Below are 13,944 nucleotides of genomic sequence, written 5' to 3'. Positions count from 1 at the left end.
CTTTCCGTATGGGGCGCCGCAGTAGCGATGTCTCTAGCTCTTACCGTTCCGTCGGCTGCATTTGCGGCTCTTGCCTCATGTTCCCCGGGTGATTATCGAAGCGGAGCATGCACCCCATCGGTCGGCATCGGCTCCGGAGGCGTCGACCTCGGGGTCAACATCACCGACCCCGGCACCCGGCCGGGTACCGGAGGCTCCGGCAGCGCTAACGGCAACGGCGCCGGCGCCGGTGGCTCGGCGGGCTCAGGCTCAGGCTCCGGAACAGGCACAGGCGCCGGAGCCCCCGTCGGCCCCCCGGCACCGTGCGGCCTCGTCTGCCAGAACCCGTACACGATCACCGCGCCCGCCGACGCGGTTCCCGGTGAGGGTCGCGGACCGATCACCCTCGCCGACCTGGTGAACTTCCAACCGGTCGTCGGGGTGCCCCGCATGGAGCCGAACGGATGGGCTGTCGTCGGACTGCACACCAACTTCTGGGTCGACGCCGGCCCGCAGGTGCAGGAGGGCCTGCTCATCGGCCTCCCCGCGTCGGTGCGGTTCACCCCGGTCGCGTATCGCTGGTCGTACGGCGACGGCACGACCGCTGTCGTGTCCGAACCCGGTTCGTCGTGGGCCGCTGCTGGCCTGCCGGAATTCAGTCCGACCCCCACCAGCCACGTCTACTCCGGCAGCGGCCAGGTCACCGCGACCCTGACCGTCGACTTCAGCGCCGAGTACACCTTTGGGCAGACCGACTGGATCGCCATCGCGGGCTCGGTGCCCGTTCCGTCGGCACCGATGGCAGCCACCGTGCAGCGCGCAGACACAGTGCTCGTCGGCGGCGACTGTTCCTCTGCGCGAGCCGGCCTGGGGTGCTGACGCGTCACTCCGCCGGAGCACGACCGGTCCGATCCCGGGTGGCGTGACGCCGTCCCGATCGCCTCGCGTTGTCGGAGTTCGCTTCGGCCCGCTCTCAGCGCGTCCAAATAGGATTCATAGGCTGTCGGCTCAAGCTAGCAGCGCTTGGAAGGAGCACCCCATGTCAGACGGACCCGAAAACCCCTACGGCTCCCGCCCTCCCGGTGAGAACACCCCTCGCCGCGACGATGAACCAGGCGCAACGCAGCCCACTGTGCCGCTGCAGCCCACACAGCCCCCGCAGAACACGAACGGCTCCACCCAGCCCACCGTTCCCATTCACCCCACGCGGCCCGGGCAGAACGGCAACGGCTCCACCCAGCCCACCGTGCCGCTGCGACCCCAGCAGTCCGTCTACGCGCCCCCCGCGGCATCCGGCTACCTGCCGCCGGCCTCCGGACTCTCGGCGCCGCCGTACAACTCGACCTACGGATCGCCCCCGCAGCCGCCCACCGGTTCCGGCGACCAGCCAGCCCAGGTCGGTGCCGCGCCGAAGGGGCAGGCCAAGCGCGGTGCGACCGTCGGCATCATTGCGGCGCTCGCCGTCGGTGCGCTCGTCGGCGGCGTCGCGGGAGCCGGCGTGACCGCCGTCGCCCTCACCGCGGCCCAGGGCACCCTGCTCGCCGGGCAGCAGTCCGGGCCGGCGAACATCACGGTCAACGACGCCGATGACGCGACGACCATCACGGCCGTCGCCGCGCAGGCCGGCCCCTCTGTCGTCACCATCTCGGTCGCCGACGGCTCGAACGGATCCGGCGGCAGCGGCTCCGGCGTGATCCTCAGCGCCGACGGCTACATCGTCACCAACACCCACGTCGTGACCCTCGACGGCGCTACCGGCGCCCCGACCGTGTCGGTCCAGACCTCCGATGGACGCCTGTACCCGGCCGAGATCGTCGGCACCGACCCCATCTCCGACCTCGCGGTCATCAAGGTCGACAGCGACACCGAGTTCCAGCCGGCGGAGTTCGCCGACTCGTCGAAGCTCAACGTCGGAGACACCGCCATCGCGATCGGCGCGCCCCTGGGGCTCGCCAACACGGTGACCAACGGCATCGTCAGCGCGCTGAACCGCAGCATCACCGTCGCCTCGGCCGCGGCCCCCGACACCGAAGAGGCGCCGGACAGCAACCAGGGCGAACAAGGTCCGTTCGACTTCTGGCAGTTCGACACCCCAGACCAGCAGCAGCAGGCACCCACCGCCACGTCGACCATCGCGCTCTCGGTCATCCAGACCGATGCCGCCATCAACCCCGGCAACTCCGGTGGCGCCCTGCTCGACGACGAGGGACGCGTGATCGGCATCAACGTCGCCATCGCGAGCGCCGGTTCCGGCGGTTCGTCGACGGCCGGCAGCATCGGCGTCGGCTTCGCGATCACGGCGAACCTCGCCAAGCGCATCGCCAACGAGATCATCGAGACGGGCGAGGGCAGCCACGGGCTGCTCGGGGCGTCGGTGTCGGATGCCACCGACACCGAGTCCACGGTCGTCGGGGCCCGCATCGAGAACGTCAGCGCCGACGGCGCGGCGGCGAACGCCGGGCTGCGCGCCGGCGACATCATCACCTCGTTCGACGGACTGCCGATCACCGGAAGCACCGACCTCACCGCCCAGGTGCGGGCCCTCGCGGCCGGCTCCGACGCCACCGTCACCTACGTCAGGGACGGCGCCACCTCGACCGCCGACGTGACGCTCGGCGCACTGTAACGGCGTCGGCGGCGCCTTCCACGCCGCCGCCGCGAGCACGGGAAACCCGCACCTGCTACCGCAGCTGGTGCGGGTTTTTCGCCTGTTAGGCTCATCGGCGTCATCCGCACGCACGACGCGGCCAGACCACCGCGGCATTCGATCGCCACGGTACGAGACCCCCGCGGAACAGCACCGCGGCAGACCAGCCGACGACGGGACAGCATGCCGAGCGAGCACGACACGCACCCCGGAGTGTCCTACATCATGCCCGTGCTGAACGAGGTCGAGCACATCGAGGCCGCCGTGCTCAGCCTCACGGCGCAGGACTACCCAGGCCCGTTCGAGGTCGTGCTGGCCCTCGGGCCCAGCGTCGACGGCACCAACGACGTGATCGACGAGCTGGTGGCCCAGGATCCCCGCATCCGTCGCATCCCCAACGAACTCGGGTCGACCCCCGGCGGGCTCAACGCCGCCATCCGCGCGTCGACCCACCCCATAGTGGTGCGCGTCGACGCCCACTCCGTGCTGCCCCCCAACTACACCAGCGTCGCCGTCGAGACACTGCTGCGCACCGGCGCCGACAACGTGGGCGGCATCATGCTCGCCGTCGGCACCACCCCGTTCGAGAAGGCCGTCGCCCGCGCCTACGGTGCGCGGGCCGGCCTCGGCGGCACCCCGCACCACGTCGGCGGTACGGAAGGCCCGTCGGAGACCGCCTACCTCGGCGTGTTCCAGCGACACCGACTCGTCGAGGTCGGCCTGTTCGACGAGACCATCAAGCGCGGCCAGGACTGGGAGCTGAACCGCAGGCTGCGCGCCACCGGCGGACTGGTCTGGTTCACCCCGCGCCTCACGGTGACCTACCGCCCGCGGTCGAGCCTGCGCGCGCTCATCCGGCAGTTCGTCGCGACCGGCATCTGGCGGGGCGAACTCGCGAGGCGCTTTCCCACCTCGAACTCGGTGCGCTACTTCGTTCCGCCGGCGATGGTGGTGGGCGTCACGGCGTCCGCGATCGTCGGCGCTGCGGCATCCACCGGCCTCCTGCCGAAATGGGCGCGGGCGGCACTCGCCATCCCCGCCGTCTACGCGCTGTTCGTCGGCGGGGCGACCGTTCCGGTGGCACGCAGCGACGGTTTTCGCACTGCCCTCAGGTATCTCGTAGTGTTGCCGTGCATCCACTTCGCGTGGGGCTCCGGATTCGTGTTGGGCTTCCTCACGCTGACGAGGAACATCACGGCGCACACGGGAAGGTGACATGACCGCCCACTCCCAGGCCGGACCGGCCAGGCCCCCACAGGCACGTCCACGGTCGATCGCCGAGCTGCGCGACGTCACCCAGCCGCCCGAGGTGCGCCAGCGGGCGAACGCCGAGCACTGGACGGCGTCGCTCTACCTGCGCGACCTGTCGCCCTACCTGACCTGGCTGCTGCTCAAGACCTCCATCTCGGCGAACGGCGTCACCGGCCTGATGATCCTGGTCGGCTGGAGCACGGCGTTCGCGCTGCTCATCCCCGGCATCGGCGGCGCCGCCCTCGCCCTCGTGCTCGGGCAGCTGCAGATGCTCGTGGACTGCTGCGACGGGGAGGTCGCCCGCTGGCGCAACACGCGGTCGCCCGCCGGGGTGTTCCTCGACAAGGTGGGCCACTACTCCACCGAGGCGCTCATCCCCATCGCGCTCGGCATCCGCGCCGCCGGCTACCCGTTCGACGTTCCCGTCGACTTCGTGTGGACGACGATCGGCTTTGCGCTCGCCCTGGTGATCGTGTTGAACAAGGCGCTGAACGACATGGTGCACGTCGCCCGGGCCGGTGCGGGCCTCGAGAAGCTCGCCGACCGCAAGTCGGAGGCGGAGCCCAGCGGCCGCATCATCGCCCGGCTGCGCAGGGCAGCCCGGTTCGTGCCGTTCCACCGCCTGTACCACTCGGTCGAGCTGACCATCATCGCGTTCGCCACCGCTCTCGTCGGCCTCGTCATCGGCGGGCCGGAGGCCGACCGCATCCTGGTCTGCGTGCTGCTGCCGCTGTCGCTGCTGGCGCTCATCGGGCACTTCGTCGCGATCATGGCGTCGAAGCGCGTGCGCGGGTGACCAGCGCCGTTCCCACGGTGTCGGCGGTCGTGCTGACCCAGGGCACCCGGCCTGACGACCTGGATCGCGGCATCCACTCGATCCTCGCCCAGGCCGGCGTCGAGGTCGACATCGTCGTCGTCGGCAACGGATGGGCGCCCACCGGGCTGCCCGACGGCGTGCGGGCGCTCGCGTTGCCCGAGAACCTCGGCATCCCGGCCGGGCGCAACCGGGGCGCCGCCACCGCGACCGGTGAGTACCTGTTCTTCCTCGACGACGACGCGAGCATCCCGAGCCCGAGCTTCCTCGCCGATGCCATCGCCCGCATCAGGCGCGATCCAGGGATCGGGATGCTGCAGCCCCGCGTCATCGACCCGTCAGGGGCCACCAGTCCGCTGCGCTGGGTGCCGCGTATCCGCAAGGGCGACCCCGCCGAGCCCGGCAACGTGTTCTCCGTCTGGGAGGGCGCGATCGTCATGCCGCGCGCCGTGTTCGTGCGCACCGGCGGCTGGGCCGAGCCGTTCTTCTACGCCCACGAGGGCATCGAGCTGGCCTGGCGGGTCTGGGACCAGGGGCTGCGCACCTGGTACGCGGGCGACCTGGTTGCGCACCACCCGGCGATCAACCCGACCAGGCACTCGTACTACTACCGGCTCAACGCCCGCAATCGGGTCTGGCTCGCGCGGCGCAACCTCCCCGTGCCGTTCATCCCGCTGTACGTGGCATCGTGGACCGCCATCCAGCTGCTGCGCTCGGCACGACGCCCCGCCGGGCTCCGTGCCTGGTTTGGCGGCTGGCTCGAGGGGTGGCGCGAGTCGCCGGGGGAGCGCCGCCGTATCAGGTGGATAACGGTGGTGCGGATGACGCGGGCCGGGCGTCCCCCGGTGGTCTAATCGGTCTCCCCCCAACAATTCGGAGAACCACTGTGCCACTGCTCAATGACGTGACCATCGCGAAGCGGGTCGTCGGCAACCTGTGGCGCTCCCGTGTCTCCCGCCAGCGCCTCAGCCGCCGCATCGCCACGAACGAGACACCGAAGCCCGGCTCCATCACCATCGCGGTGTACTTCGCCGACAGCGAGGTGAACATGTACCAGATCCGCCAGTGGTACGCGCCGCTGGCCGAACTGTCGAAGCGCTGGCCGGTCGCCATCATCTCGCGGTCGCCTGGCGCCGCGGTGCTGCTCATGGACGAGTCGCCCGTTCCGGTGCTGTACCTGCGCCAGGTCGTCGACCTCGAGGAGTTCGTCGCCGCGCAGCAGGTGCACGTCGTGCTCTACGTCAACCAGAACCCGCGGAACTTCCAGATGATGCGATACGCCCGCATGTGGCACGTCTTCATCAACCACGGGGAGAGCGACAAGGTCTACATGGTCACCAACCAGTTCAAGGCCTACGACTACAGCCTCGTCGCGGGGCAGGCCGCCCTCGACCGGCTCGGCCGCAAGTTGTGGGACTTCGACCTCGACCGCCGTGCGATCACGATCGGCCGACCCCAGGCCGACCACTTCGCCGGCGATCTGCCGTACCTGCCAGACGGCCGCACCGTCGTGCTGTACGCCCCGACCTGGGAGGGCGACCGTGCCTCGGCGTCCTATGGCTCCGTCGCGACGCACGGGGTGGCCCTGGTCACGGCGCTGCTCGCCGACCAGCGCTACCGCGTCATCTACCGGCCGCACCCCCGCAGCGGGGTGGTCGACGCGGCATACGGGCGAGCGAACACCGCGATCATCCGCGCCATCGCCGCGGCCAACGCCGCCGACGCGACCGCGCAGCACGTTTTCGACGACGGCCCAGGCATGGGCTGGCAGCTGGTGGCGGCCGATGTCGCGATCACCGACATCTCCGCGATGGTCTACGACCGGCTCGCGACCGGCAAGCCCATCATCGTGACCAGGCCGGTGAGCCCCGAGGCGGAGATCGACAGCGACGGGTTCCTCGGCAGCGCGGTCTGGCTGACTGCGGATGCGGCGTCCGACGTCATCGCGACCGTAGACCGCGCCGCGACCGACTCCGCGATCCTCGCCGACCTCGAGCACTGGGTGCACTACTACTTCGGCGACACCGCGCCGGGGGAGGCCACCCGCCGCTTCCACGCCGCCATCGAGCGCCTCGACGCCGAATGGCACCGGCACGCCGCGCTGCACGCCGCAGACGACACGCCCCCTCCGGCACCCGCCGCCTGATCGCGGGGTACAGCCGCGACGCGAACGGGGGGTGCCGCGGGCGCCGGGCGGAGGGCTGCGACCGATAGCATCGACACAACACAATGCCGGGGGGAATTGATGGCTGGAGACGCGCGCCGTTCCGACCGCCCCGGCGCCCCCGGAACGGTAGTTGTCGAACCTGAGGCGGGCAGCCCAGGGCCCCGTACGACGCCGACCGGAATGCCGTCGCCCGCGATGCGCAACCTGCCATCCGCGCTGGCCTTCGGGGTCTGCTTCGTGCTCTCCGTCGCCTTCTCCGAGTTCTTCATCACCGACGGTGCCGCAGTCGCGGTCAGCGCCGCACTCATGCTGCTCGCGACCGTGCTCTCCGCCCGGTTCGCGGCCCTCGAGAGCCGTACCCGCTGGCACATCGTCGTGCCGGGCATCGCCCTGGCCGCCCTCGCCCTGCTGCGGCTCGGTACGGGGGGAATGGTGTCGCCGTTCACCGCCGTGCTCATCCTCCCCGTCATCTGGATCGCCGCGGAGGCCGGCAGGCGTTGGGTCGCGGTTGCCGCCTTCGCCACCTTCATCGCCCTCTGCCTGCCCTACGCCGCGGGGGCCGCCCTGCCGGACACCGCCAGGGAGTGGCTGCACCTATGGGTCGTGCCGCTCGTCTTCGCACTGGGCGCCGCCGTCGTCAACGACCTGTCCCGCCGCGGACGCGCGAGCACCGCATCCGTCCAGCTGCTCGCCGAAGAATTGCGCATCAGCCTGTCGGCCGCGACCACCGCCGCCGACCACCTCCGCAGCAACGAAGAGCGGCTGCGCACCGCTGACGAGCTCACCAGCAGCGTGCTCGACGCCGTCACCGAGCAGTCCGTCATCGGCACCGGACTCACCGGCCTGATCGACGTCTGGAACCCCGGCGCCGCCGTGATGCTCGGGCTCGCCGCCCACGAGGTCGAGGGCCGGCGTTTCGTGTTCGAGTTCCACGAGCAGCAGGAGCTGCAGGAACGCTCCAGGGAACTGAACTACCCCCCGGGCGAGACCGTGCTGAACCCCGGGTTCTCCGCCCTCGTCGAATCGGCCCGCCTCGGGTCGGCCGAGGTGCGCGACTGGACCTACGTGCGCGACGACGGAACGCGCCTGTCGGTGCGGGTGGCCGTGACGCCGCGCGTCGATGACAGCGGCGCCACCATCGGGTACATCTTCGTCGGCACCGACGTGACGCGAGACCTCGAAGTCGCCCGCCTCAAGGACGAGTTCGTCGGGCTCATTTCGCACGAACTGCGCACACCGCTCAGCTCGATCCTCGGCTACCTCGAACTGATGCGCGACGACGACATCGCGCCGCTCTCCGACGAGCAGCTCGAGTTCCTCTCCGTCGCCGAGCGCAATGCGAACCGCCTGCTGCGCCTCGTCGGCGACCTGCTCTTCACCGCGCAGGTCGAATCCGGGCAGCTGCCCCTCGACACCCGGCGCCTCGAACTGTCGACGATCGTGCAGGAGCGCATCACCTCGGCACGCCCCGCCGCGCACTCGGCTGGCGTGACCCTCGTCGGCGACCTGCCGCTGACCTCGGTGTTCGTGAACGGCGAACCGCTGCGGCTCGGCCAGGCCATCGACAACCTCGTATCCAACGCCCTCAAGTTCACCCCGCGGGGCGGAACGGTGACGATCACCCTCGGCACCGACGGCGACGAGGCCATCGTCCGCGTCGCCGACACCGGCATGGGCATCCCCGCCGACGAACTCGACCAGCTGTACTCCCGGTTCTTCAGGGCATCGACCGCGACCCGCAACGCCGTGCAGGGGGTGGGCCTCGGACTGTCGATCACCCGCGCCATCGTCACGGCCCACGACGGCACGATGGACGTCGAGAGCACCGAGGGCGTCGGCACGGCGTTCACGATGTTCCTTCCGCTACTCGACGGTGGGTCCGCCGTCGCGGTCGGCGCCGCGACCGGGCACGACTCACGAGACAGCTGACGCCCATGACATCACTGGTCCGCGCTGGCGCGGCGAAGCTCCTCATCGCCGATACGACCCCGATCCTCCGGCAGGTACCGACCCTGATCGCCTTCTCCATCGCGGCGGTGCTCGCGGTCAACGTCGACTCGATCCTGGTGACCAACCGGGCCGTGCTCTACGGGGGCATTGCGGCCATGGCGGTGGCGACCGCCGTCGCGGTGCTCTTCACCGTGCGGTTCCACAGGGTGAACCCGCGCTGGATGCTCGTCGTTCCATTCATCTCGCTGCTCGCCATCGGGCTCTTCAGGGCCAGTACCGGCGGGGGAGTCTCCGTGTTCCACGGGCTGCTTTTCCTACCCGTACTGTGGATCGCCGCGGAGGAGGGCAGGCGCTGGATCGTCGTCAGCGCGGCCGGAACGGCCATCGCGATCCTGCTCACCTACGTACTGGCCGGCCGTCTCCCCGAGACCACCAACGAGATTCTGCGGGTGTTCTTCATGCCCCTCGTCATCACCCTCGGGGCGGCCGTGGTAAACGAGCTCGCCCGCCGGGGGCGGCGCAACCTCGACTCGGTGCGCGCGCTCGCCGAGGAGCTCACCGAGCGGCTCGACCAGTCGAGCCGCGCCGCCGACGACCTCCGGGTCAAGGAGACCCGTCTGCTCGCCGCAGACCAGCTCACCCGCAGCGTGCTCGACGCCGTCACCGAGCAGTCGGTGATCGGCACCGACCTCACCGGGCTGATCGACGTGTGGAACCCCGGGGCGGAGGGCCTGCTCGGCCTCCGCGCGATCGAGACGCAGGGCCATCGGTACATCTACGACTTCCACGACCGCGACGAGCTTCGCAAGCACGTCCACCGCCTCACCCTGCCGTCGAACCACCTCGCCGACGCCGACATCAATGCCGACGCAGCCGATCCCGCAGCCGACCCCGGCACCACCGACTCAACCACCGCCGACGCCGCCGAGGTCGCCCTCCACGACGACGTCGCGAACCTCACCGATGACCAGCTCGCCCTGGGGGTGCTCGTGATCGTCGCCGCCGAGGGCAACGCCGACGTGCGCGAGTGGATCTACGTGCGGGCCGACGGCAGCCGGGTATGCGTCCGCGTGGCAGTGACCCTCCGCACCGACGCCGACGGGCACCCGGTCGGGTTCATCTTCGTGGCGAACGACATCACCCGCGAGCTCGAGGTCGCGCGCCTCAAGGACGAGTTCATCTCCCTGGTGTCCCACGAGCTGCGCACGCCGCTCAGCTCGATCCTCGGCTACATCGAGCTGCTGCGCGACGACACCGACGACGAACCGCTCTCCGACGAGCGGCTCGAGTACCTCAGCGTCGCCGAGCGCAATGCGCACCGCCTGCTTCGCCTCGTCGGCGACCTCATGTTCACCGCTCAGGTCGAGTCCGGCGGCGTCGTGATCAAGAAGGCCGACATCGACCTGCGGGCGATCGTGGCGGCATCCCTCGAGACGGCTGCCCCGATGGCCGAGTCGCAGGGCGTGCGGCTGTGCGGCGACGCGGATCGCACGCCGCTCATCGTGTCTGGCGATGGCTTCCGCCTCGGCCAGGCCTGCGACAACCTGATCTCGAACGCGGTCAAGTTCACACCGGGAGGCGGCACTGTCACGGTCTCGCTCGAGGTGGTGGATGCCGAGGCGCGCCTCAGCGTGCGCGACACGGGCATCGGCATCCCGGCCGACGAGCTCGACAAGCTGTATTCCCGCTTCTTCCGGGCCTCCACCGCCACCCGGCACGCCGTTCAGGGGGTGGGACTTGGTCTCACCATCACGCGCGCCATCGTCACCTCGCACGGCGGACGCCTCGACGTCGCCAGCGAGGAAGAGGTCGGCACCGTGTTCACGATGGTGCTGCCGCTCGGCTGAACCGGCTGCTAGCGGTTGCGCTCCGGAAGGTCGGAGGCGTCGAGCCCGTCGATGTCCTCGAGCCCGTCGAGTCCGTCAATGTCGTCGGCGAACACGTCGGAGGCGTCGGAGTCGACGGGTGGCAGGTCCTTGTCGCCGCGGAACTTGATGCGCCGCCGCAGCGCAACGAGCGGCAGGCGAGGCTTGTCGGGCGTCGCACGCGGCTCGAGGTCGATGGGGAACCAGTCAGGCGCGGGCCCGAAGGCGTCGCGCGAGCTCTTGATCACCCGGCGGCCGAGGATGTTGTTGCCCGTTCCGCCGACGACCGCGCCGATGCCGAACGGAATGGCCCGCCCCAGCACGGTCGCGCTCTGCGACGTGGCGAACCGGCGCACGAAGTCGCGCTTGAGCCGGTCGGCGATGTTGCCCATCGCCGCCTGGGGAAGGCTCTTGGTCACGAGCTCACCCCAGAAGCCGGAGCGGCTCTGGCCCTTGCCGGTCACCTGGCCGGCGAGCTGGCGCACCAGGTCGGAGCCCGCTGTGCCGAGCATCATCGCCATCACCAGGGTCCTGGCCCGCTCCGGGTCGGTCACCGCGATGCCGTGCACCTCGGTCACCGACTGCGCGAACAGGGCGCTCGCTTCGAGGAAGCCCGCGGTCTCGACGCCGGAGAGTGCGAGCGAGACCCCGACACCGACCCCGGGCAGCACGGCGCTCGCGCCGACCGCGGCCCCGCCGCCGGTCACCGCGGTGAGGTACCGCCGCTCGAGGATCTGGATCACCCGCGCCGGGCTCGCATCGGGGTGGTGGCGACGGATGCTGCGCACATGCGACAGCACGAGGGGCCGCTGCACTGACAGCAGCCGCTCGATCCCCTTCTCGACCTGCGGTGGGGTGTGTCCGAGTTGGCTCATTACTTCACTCCGTAGTCACTGTTGTAGCGGGCCAGCACATCGCCGATGGGGGCGTCGAGCACCAGGGCTCCCTTGTCGAGGTAGAGGCCCCGACTGCAGAAGCGCTTGAGGTCCTTCTCGTTGTGGGACACGAAAAACAGCGTACGCCCGCCCTCGAGCAGCTCTTCGATCCGCCGGTAGCACCTCTCGCGAAAGCCCTTGTCGCCAACCGCGAGCACCTCGTCGACGAGGATCACCGGTTCTTCGAGCCGACTGATCACCGAGAATGCGATGCGCACCTTCATGCCGCTCGAGAGGTGCTTGTACGGCGTGTCGAGAAAGTCGCCGATCTCGGCGAAGTCGATGATCTCGTCGAAGCGGGCCTCGATCTCGGGCTTGCGCATGCCGTGCAGGCCCGCGGTGAGAAAGACGTTCTCGCGCACGGTGAGGTCATCGACGAATCCGCCGGTGATCTCGATCAGCGGGGCCACGCCCGCGCCGACCCGGACGCTGCCCTCGTCGGGGAGGATGACCTCCGCCACCAGCTTGAGCAGCGTGGACTTGCCCTGCCCGTTGCGTCCGACGACGCCGATGGCCTCCCCGGGCGCGACGGAGAAGCTCACGTCGCGTAGCGGCCAGAATTCGCCGGAGCCGGCCGTGCGCCTGCTGCGCGAGAACAGGTCCTTGAAGCTGCGTCGGGAGCGTCGGTTGCGGCGGAACCGGATGCCGGCTCCCGAGACCTGGATGACCGGGTCGCTGACGGTGGCCGTCATCAGATCTCCTTCAGCACGGCGCGCTCGTTGCCGCGGAAGACCAGGATGCCGATGCCAAGCAGCGCGAGCGTGACGGCACCGCCGATGCCGACCGCGACCCAGTCGAGCTCTCCGGGGAAGAACGCCGCCCGGTAGAGCGAGAAGATGCCTGCGAGCGGGTTGAACGCGGCCCACAGCTGCAGGCCCTCAGGCAGGTCGCCGAGGCTGTAGATGATGGGGGAGGCGTAGAACAGAAAGCGCAGGGCGAGCTTGACGGCGCGTTCCAGGTCGCGGAAGAACACGACGAGGGGCGCGACGATGAGCCCGATACCCACGATGAGCACGGCCTGCATCGCGATCGCCAGCACCACCAGCAGCGCTTCCCAGTGCGGGGTTGCCCCGGTGAACAGCGCGAACACGATGATCACGGGAATGCTCGCGAGGAACTCGATACCCTTCGACAGCACCAGGCGGGTGACCCAGATGGTGCGGGGGATCTTCGTCGACCTGATGAGCTTCGATTCCTTGAGGAACGCGCGCGTGCAGTCGGAGACGGCCCCGTTGAACCACATCCACGGCAGCAGCGCCGCGAGGAGGAACACGATGTATGGCTGTTCGCCCACCGAACGGTCGAACACCTGCGTGAAGACGAACCAGTAGATACCCGCCATGACCAGCGGGTCGAGGATCGACCAGAAGTACCCGAGCACCGACGTCGAATACCGCACGCGCAGGTCGCGGCTGGCCAGGAGCCACAGCGCATGCCGGTAGCGGCCGATCGCCGTCCATTGCGGACGTGCGGGAAGAGCGGTCACGGCGAGTGGAATCCTCTACGACGGAGACATGCCGAGACCCTGGCGTCAGACGAAGAGGTTCGCCCTCTCGAGGTCCTCCGCGAAGTCGATCTCTACGGCGTAGAGGTCGGAGATGTCTATCGGCTCAAATCGTAGCTTGTCCTGCTCGATCGCCAATTCGATGCCGCGCTCGAAGTAGTCCTGGTTGTCGACCCGGCCGAGCTGGCGCAGCAGCGCCGCCTTGTCGTGCTTCGCGACGTAGTTGATGCCCACGGCCTCACCGAGACCGTTCTTCACGGTCTTCGAGAGCTCGCGGATGTACCCCTCGGCGTCGGTCGTGTACTTGACTTCTTCGTCGGAGACCTTCTCGCGGTTGACCGACACGAACGACTGCCCGCGGCGAACGACCTTGGCCGCGCGGTGCAGCGCGGTGGGGTCGAAGACGACGTCGCCGTTCATCCACAGCACGCCGCCGGTCGCCGATGCACGCAGCGCACGCATCAGGCTCTTCGAGGTGTTGGTCTGGTCGTACTGCTCGTTGTGCACGAAGGTGGCCTGGGGGAAGGCCTCGATGATGTGCTCGGCCTTGTATCCGACGACGATCGTGACGGCGGCGTCATCGCCGAATGCGTCGTGGATGTTGTCGAACTGCTGCTGCATGATGGTGCGACCATCGCTGAGTTCGGTCAGGGGCTTGGGCAGTGACCGACCGAGTCGGCTGCCCATTCCTGCTGCCAGAATGACGATCTGCGTGCTCACGGTTAGTCTCCTCGGGTTGACCTGGAGCGAGTCTGAAAGCAGTGTTCGACGGTAATTTACCGGGTGTTCATCCCATGACTCGCGGGTAGACACAACGTTGTGCACTCTCGAC

Annotated in this window: 12 protein-coding genes; 8 read left to right on the top strand and 4 right to left on the bottom strand. The window is 69.5% G+C overall.

Annotation, left to right across the window (positions count from 1 at the left end):
* The first annotated feature begins 27 nt into the window (after positions 1-27).
* The 8 genes from G5S38_RS02130 to G5S38_RS02095 all read left to right on the top strand — a co-directional run bounded on the left by G5S38_RS02130 (position 28) and on the right by G5S38_RS02095 (position 10,655).
* Complete coding sequence (locus tag G5S38_RS02130; protein ID WP_165063722.1) at positions 28-858, top strand: hypothetical protein; 831 nt, start codon at positions 28-30, stop codon at positions 856-858.
* Positions 859-1,018: 160 nt separating this feature from the next.
* The gene (locus G5S38_RS02125) at positions 1,019-2,605 is read left to right on the top strand and encodes a S1C family serine protease (protein ID WP_165063720.1); all 1,587 of its coding nucleotides are present in this window, start codon (positions 1,019-1,021) and stop codon (positions 2,603-2,605) included.
* A gap of 204 nt (positions 2,606-2,809) precedes the next feature.
* Positions 2,810-3,841, top strand: coding sequence for a glycosyltransferase family 2 protein (locus G5S38_RS02120; RefSeq protein ID WP_165063718.1), 1,032 nt, complete (start codon positions 2,810-2,812; stop codon positions 3,839-3,841).
* Between the two features lies 1 nt (position 3,842).
* Entirely contained in the window at positions 3,843-4,673 is an 831-nt protein-coding gene (locus tag G5S38_RS02115) for a CDP-alcohol phosphatidyltransferase family protein (RefSeq protein WP_165063716.1), read from the top strand.
* A complete protein-coding gene (locus tag G5S38_RS02110) occupies positions 4,670-5,545 on the top strand; it encodes a glycosyltransferase family 2 protein (RefSeq protein WP_165063714.1) in 876 nt (291 codons plus the stop codon). Before G5S38_RS02115 ends, G5S38_RS02110 begins: the two co-directional genes overlap by 4 nt.
* A 32-nt stretch (positions 5,546-5,577) precedes the next feature.
* Positions 5,578-6,837 (top strand): CDP-glycerol glycerophosphotransferase family protein, encoded by a 1,260-nt coding sequence (locus tag G5S38_RS02105; protein ID WP_165063712.1) that lies wholly within the window; start codon positions 5,578-5,580, stop codon positions 6,835-6,837.
* 99 nt (positions 6,838-6,936) lie between these two features.
* A complete protein-coding gene (locus G5S38_RS02100) occupies positions 6,937-8,787 on the top strand; it encodes a sensor histidine kinase (protein WP_165063709.1) in 1,851 nt (616 codons plus the stop codon).
* A gap of 5 nt (positions 8,788-8,792) precedes the next feature.
* The gene (locus G5S38_RS02095; protein ID WP_165063707.1) at positions 8,793-10,655 is read left to right on the top strand and encodes an ATP-binding protein; all 1,863 of its coding nucleotides are present in this window, start codon (positions 8,793-8,795) and stop codon (positions 10,653-10,655) included.
* Between the two features lie 8 nt (positions 10,656-10,663).
* On the opposite strand, the gene G5S38_RS02090 is transcribed toward G5S38_RS02095, so the two are convergent.
* Genes G5S38_RS02090 through G5S38_RS02075 form a run of 4 tightly spaced genes read right to left on the bottom strand, consistent with a single transcriptional unit; the run spans position 10,664 to position 13,832 of the window.
* Complete coding sequence (locus G5S38_RS02090) at positions 10,664-11,548, bottom strand: hypothetical protein (RefSeq protein WP_235928853.1); 885 nt, start codon at positions 11,546-11,548, stop codon at positions 10,664-10,666.
* The gene (locus G5S38_RS02085) at positions 11,548-12,300 is read right to left on the bottom strand and encodes an ABC transporter ATP-binding protein (protein WP_165063705.1); all 753 of its coding nucleotides are present in this window, start codon (positions 12,298-12,300) and stop codon (positions 11,548-11,550) included. The genes G5S38_RS02090 and G5S38_RS02085 overlap by 1 nt, the downstream gene beginning before the upstream one ends.
* Positions 12,300-13,094, bottom strand: coding sequence for an ABC transporter permease (locus G5S38_RS02080; RefSeq protein ID WP_201276553.1), 795 nt, complete (start codon positions 13,092-13,094; stop codon positions 12,300-12,302). Before G5S38_RS02080 ends, G5S38_RS02085 begins: the two co-directional genes overlap by 1 nt.
* A gap of 45 nt (positions 13,095-13,139) precedes the next feature.
* Entirely contained in the window at positions 13,140-13,832 is a 693-nt protein-coding gene (locus G5S38_RS02075; protein ID WP_165063703.1) for a phosphocholine cytidylyltransferase family protein, read from the bottom strand.
* Positions 13,833-13,944: the final 112 nt, after the last annotated feature.

The sequence above is a fragment of the Marisediminicola senii genome, assembly GCF_011057645.1.
GTDB classification, from domain to species: Bacteria; Actinomycetota; Actinomycetes; order Actinomycetales; family Microbacteriaceae; genus Marisediminicola; species Marisediminicola senii.
This window is presented reverse-complemented; position numbering and strand designations above follow the sequence as displayed.

What these genes read in the sequence shown, in the direction of transcription:
- G5S38_RS02090 (WP_235928853.1), bottom strand. Translation starts at nt 11,548, where the DNA reads ATGAGCCAACTCGGACACACCCCACCGCAGGTCGAGAAGGGGATCGAG.
- G5S38_RS02130 (WP_165063722.1), top strand. Translation starts at nt 28, where the DNA reads ATGTCTCTAGCTCTTACCGTTCCGTCGGCTGCATTTGCGGCTCTTGCC.
- G5S38_RS02095 (WP_165063707.1), top strand. Translation starts at nt 8,793, where the DNA reads ATGACATCACTGGTCCGCGCTGGCGCGGCGAAGCTCCTCATCGCCGAT.
- G5S38_RS02115 (WP_165063716.1), top strand. Translation starts at nt 3,843, where the DNA reads ATGACCGCCCACTCCCAGGCCGGACCGGCCAGGCCCCCACAGGCACGT.
- G5S38_RS02120 (WP_165063718.1), top strand. Translation starts at nt 2,810, where the DNA reads ATGCCGAGCGAGCACGACACGCACCCCGGAGTGTCCTACATCATGCCC.
- G5S38_RS02085 (WP_165063705.1), bottom strand. Translation starts at nt 12,300, where the DNA reads ATGACGGCCACCGTCAGCGACCCGGTCATCCAGGTCTCGGGAGCCGGC.
- G5S38_RS02125 (WP_165063720.1), top strand. Translation starts at nt 1,019, where the DNA reads ATGTCAGACGGACCCGAAAACCCCTACGGCTCCCGCCCTCCCGGTGAG.
- G5S38_RS02100 (WP_165063709.1), top strand. Translation starts at nt 6,937, where the DNA reads ATGGCTGGAGACGCGCGCCGTTCCGACCGCCCCGGCGCCCCCGGAACG.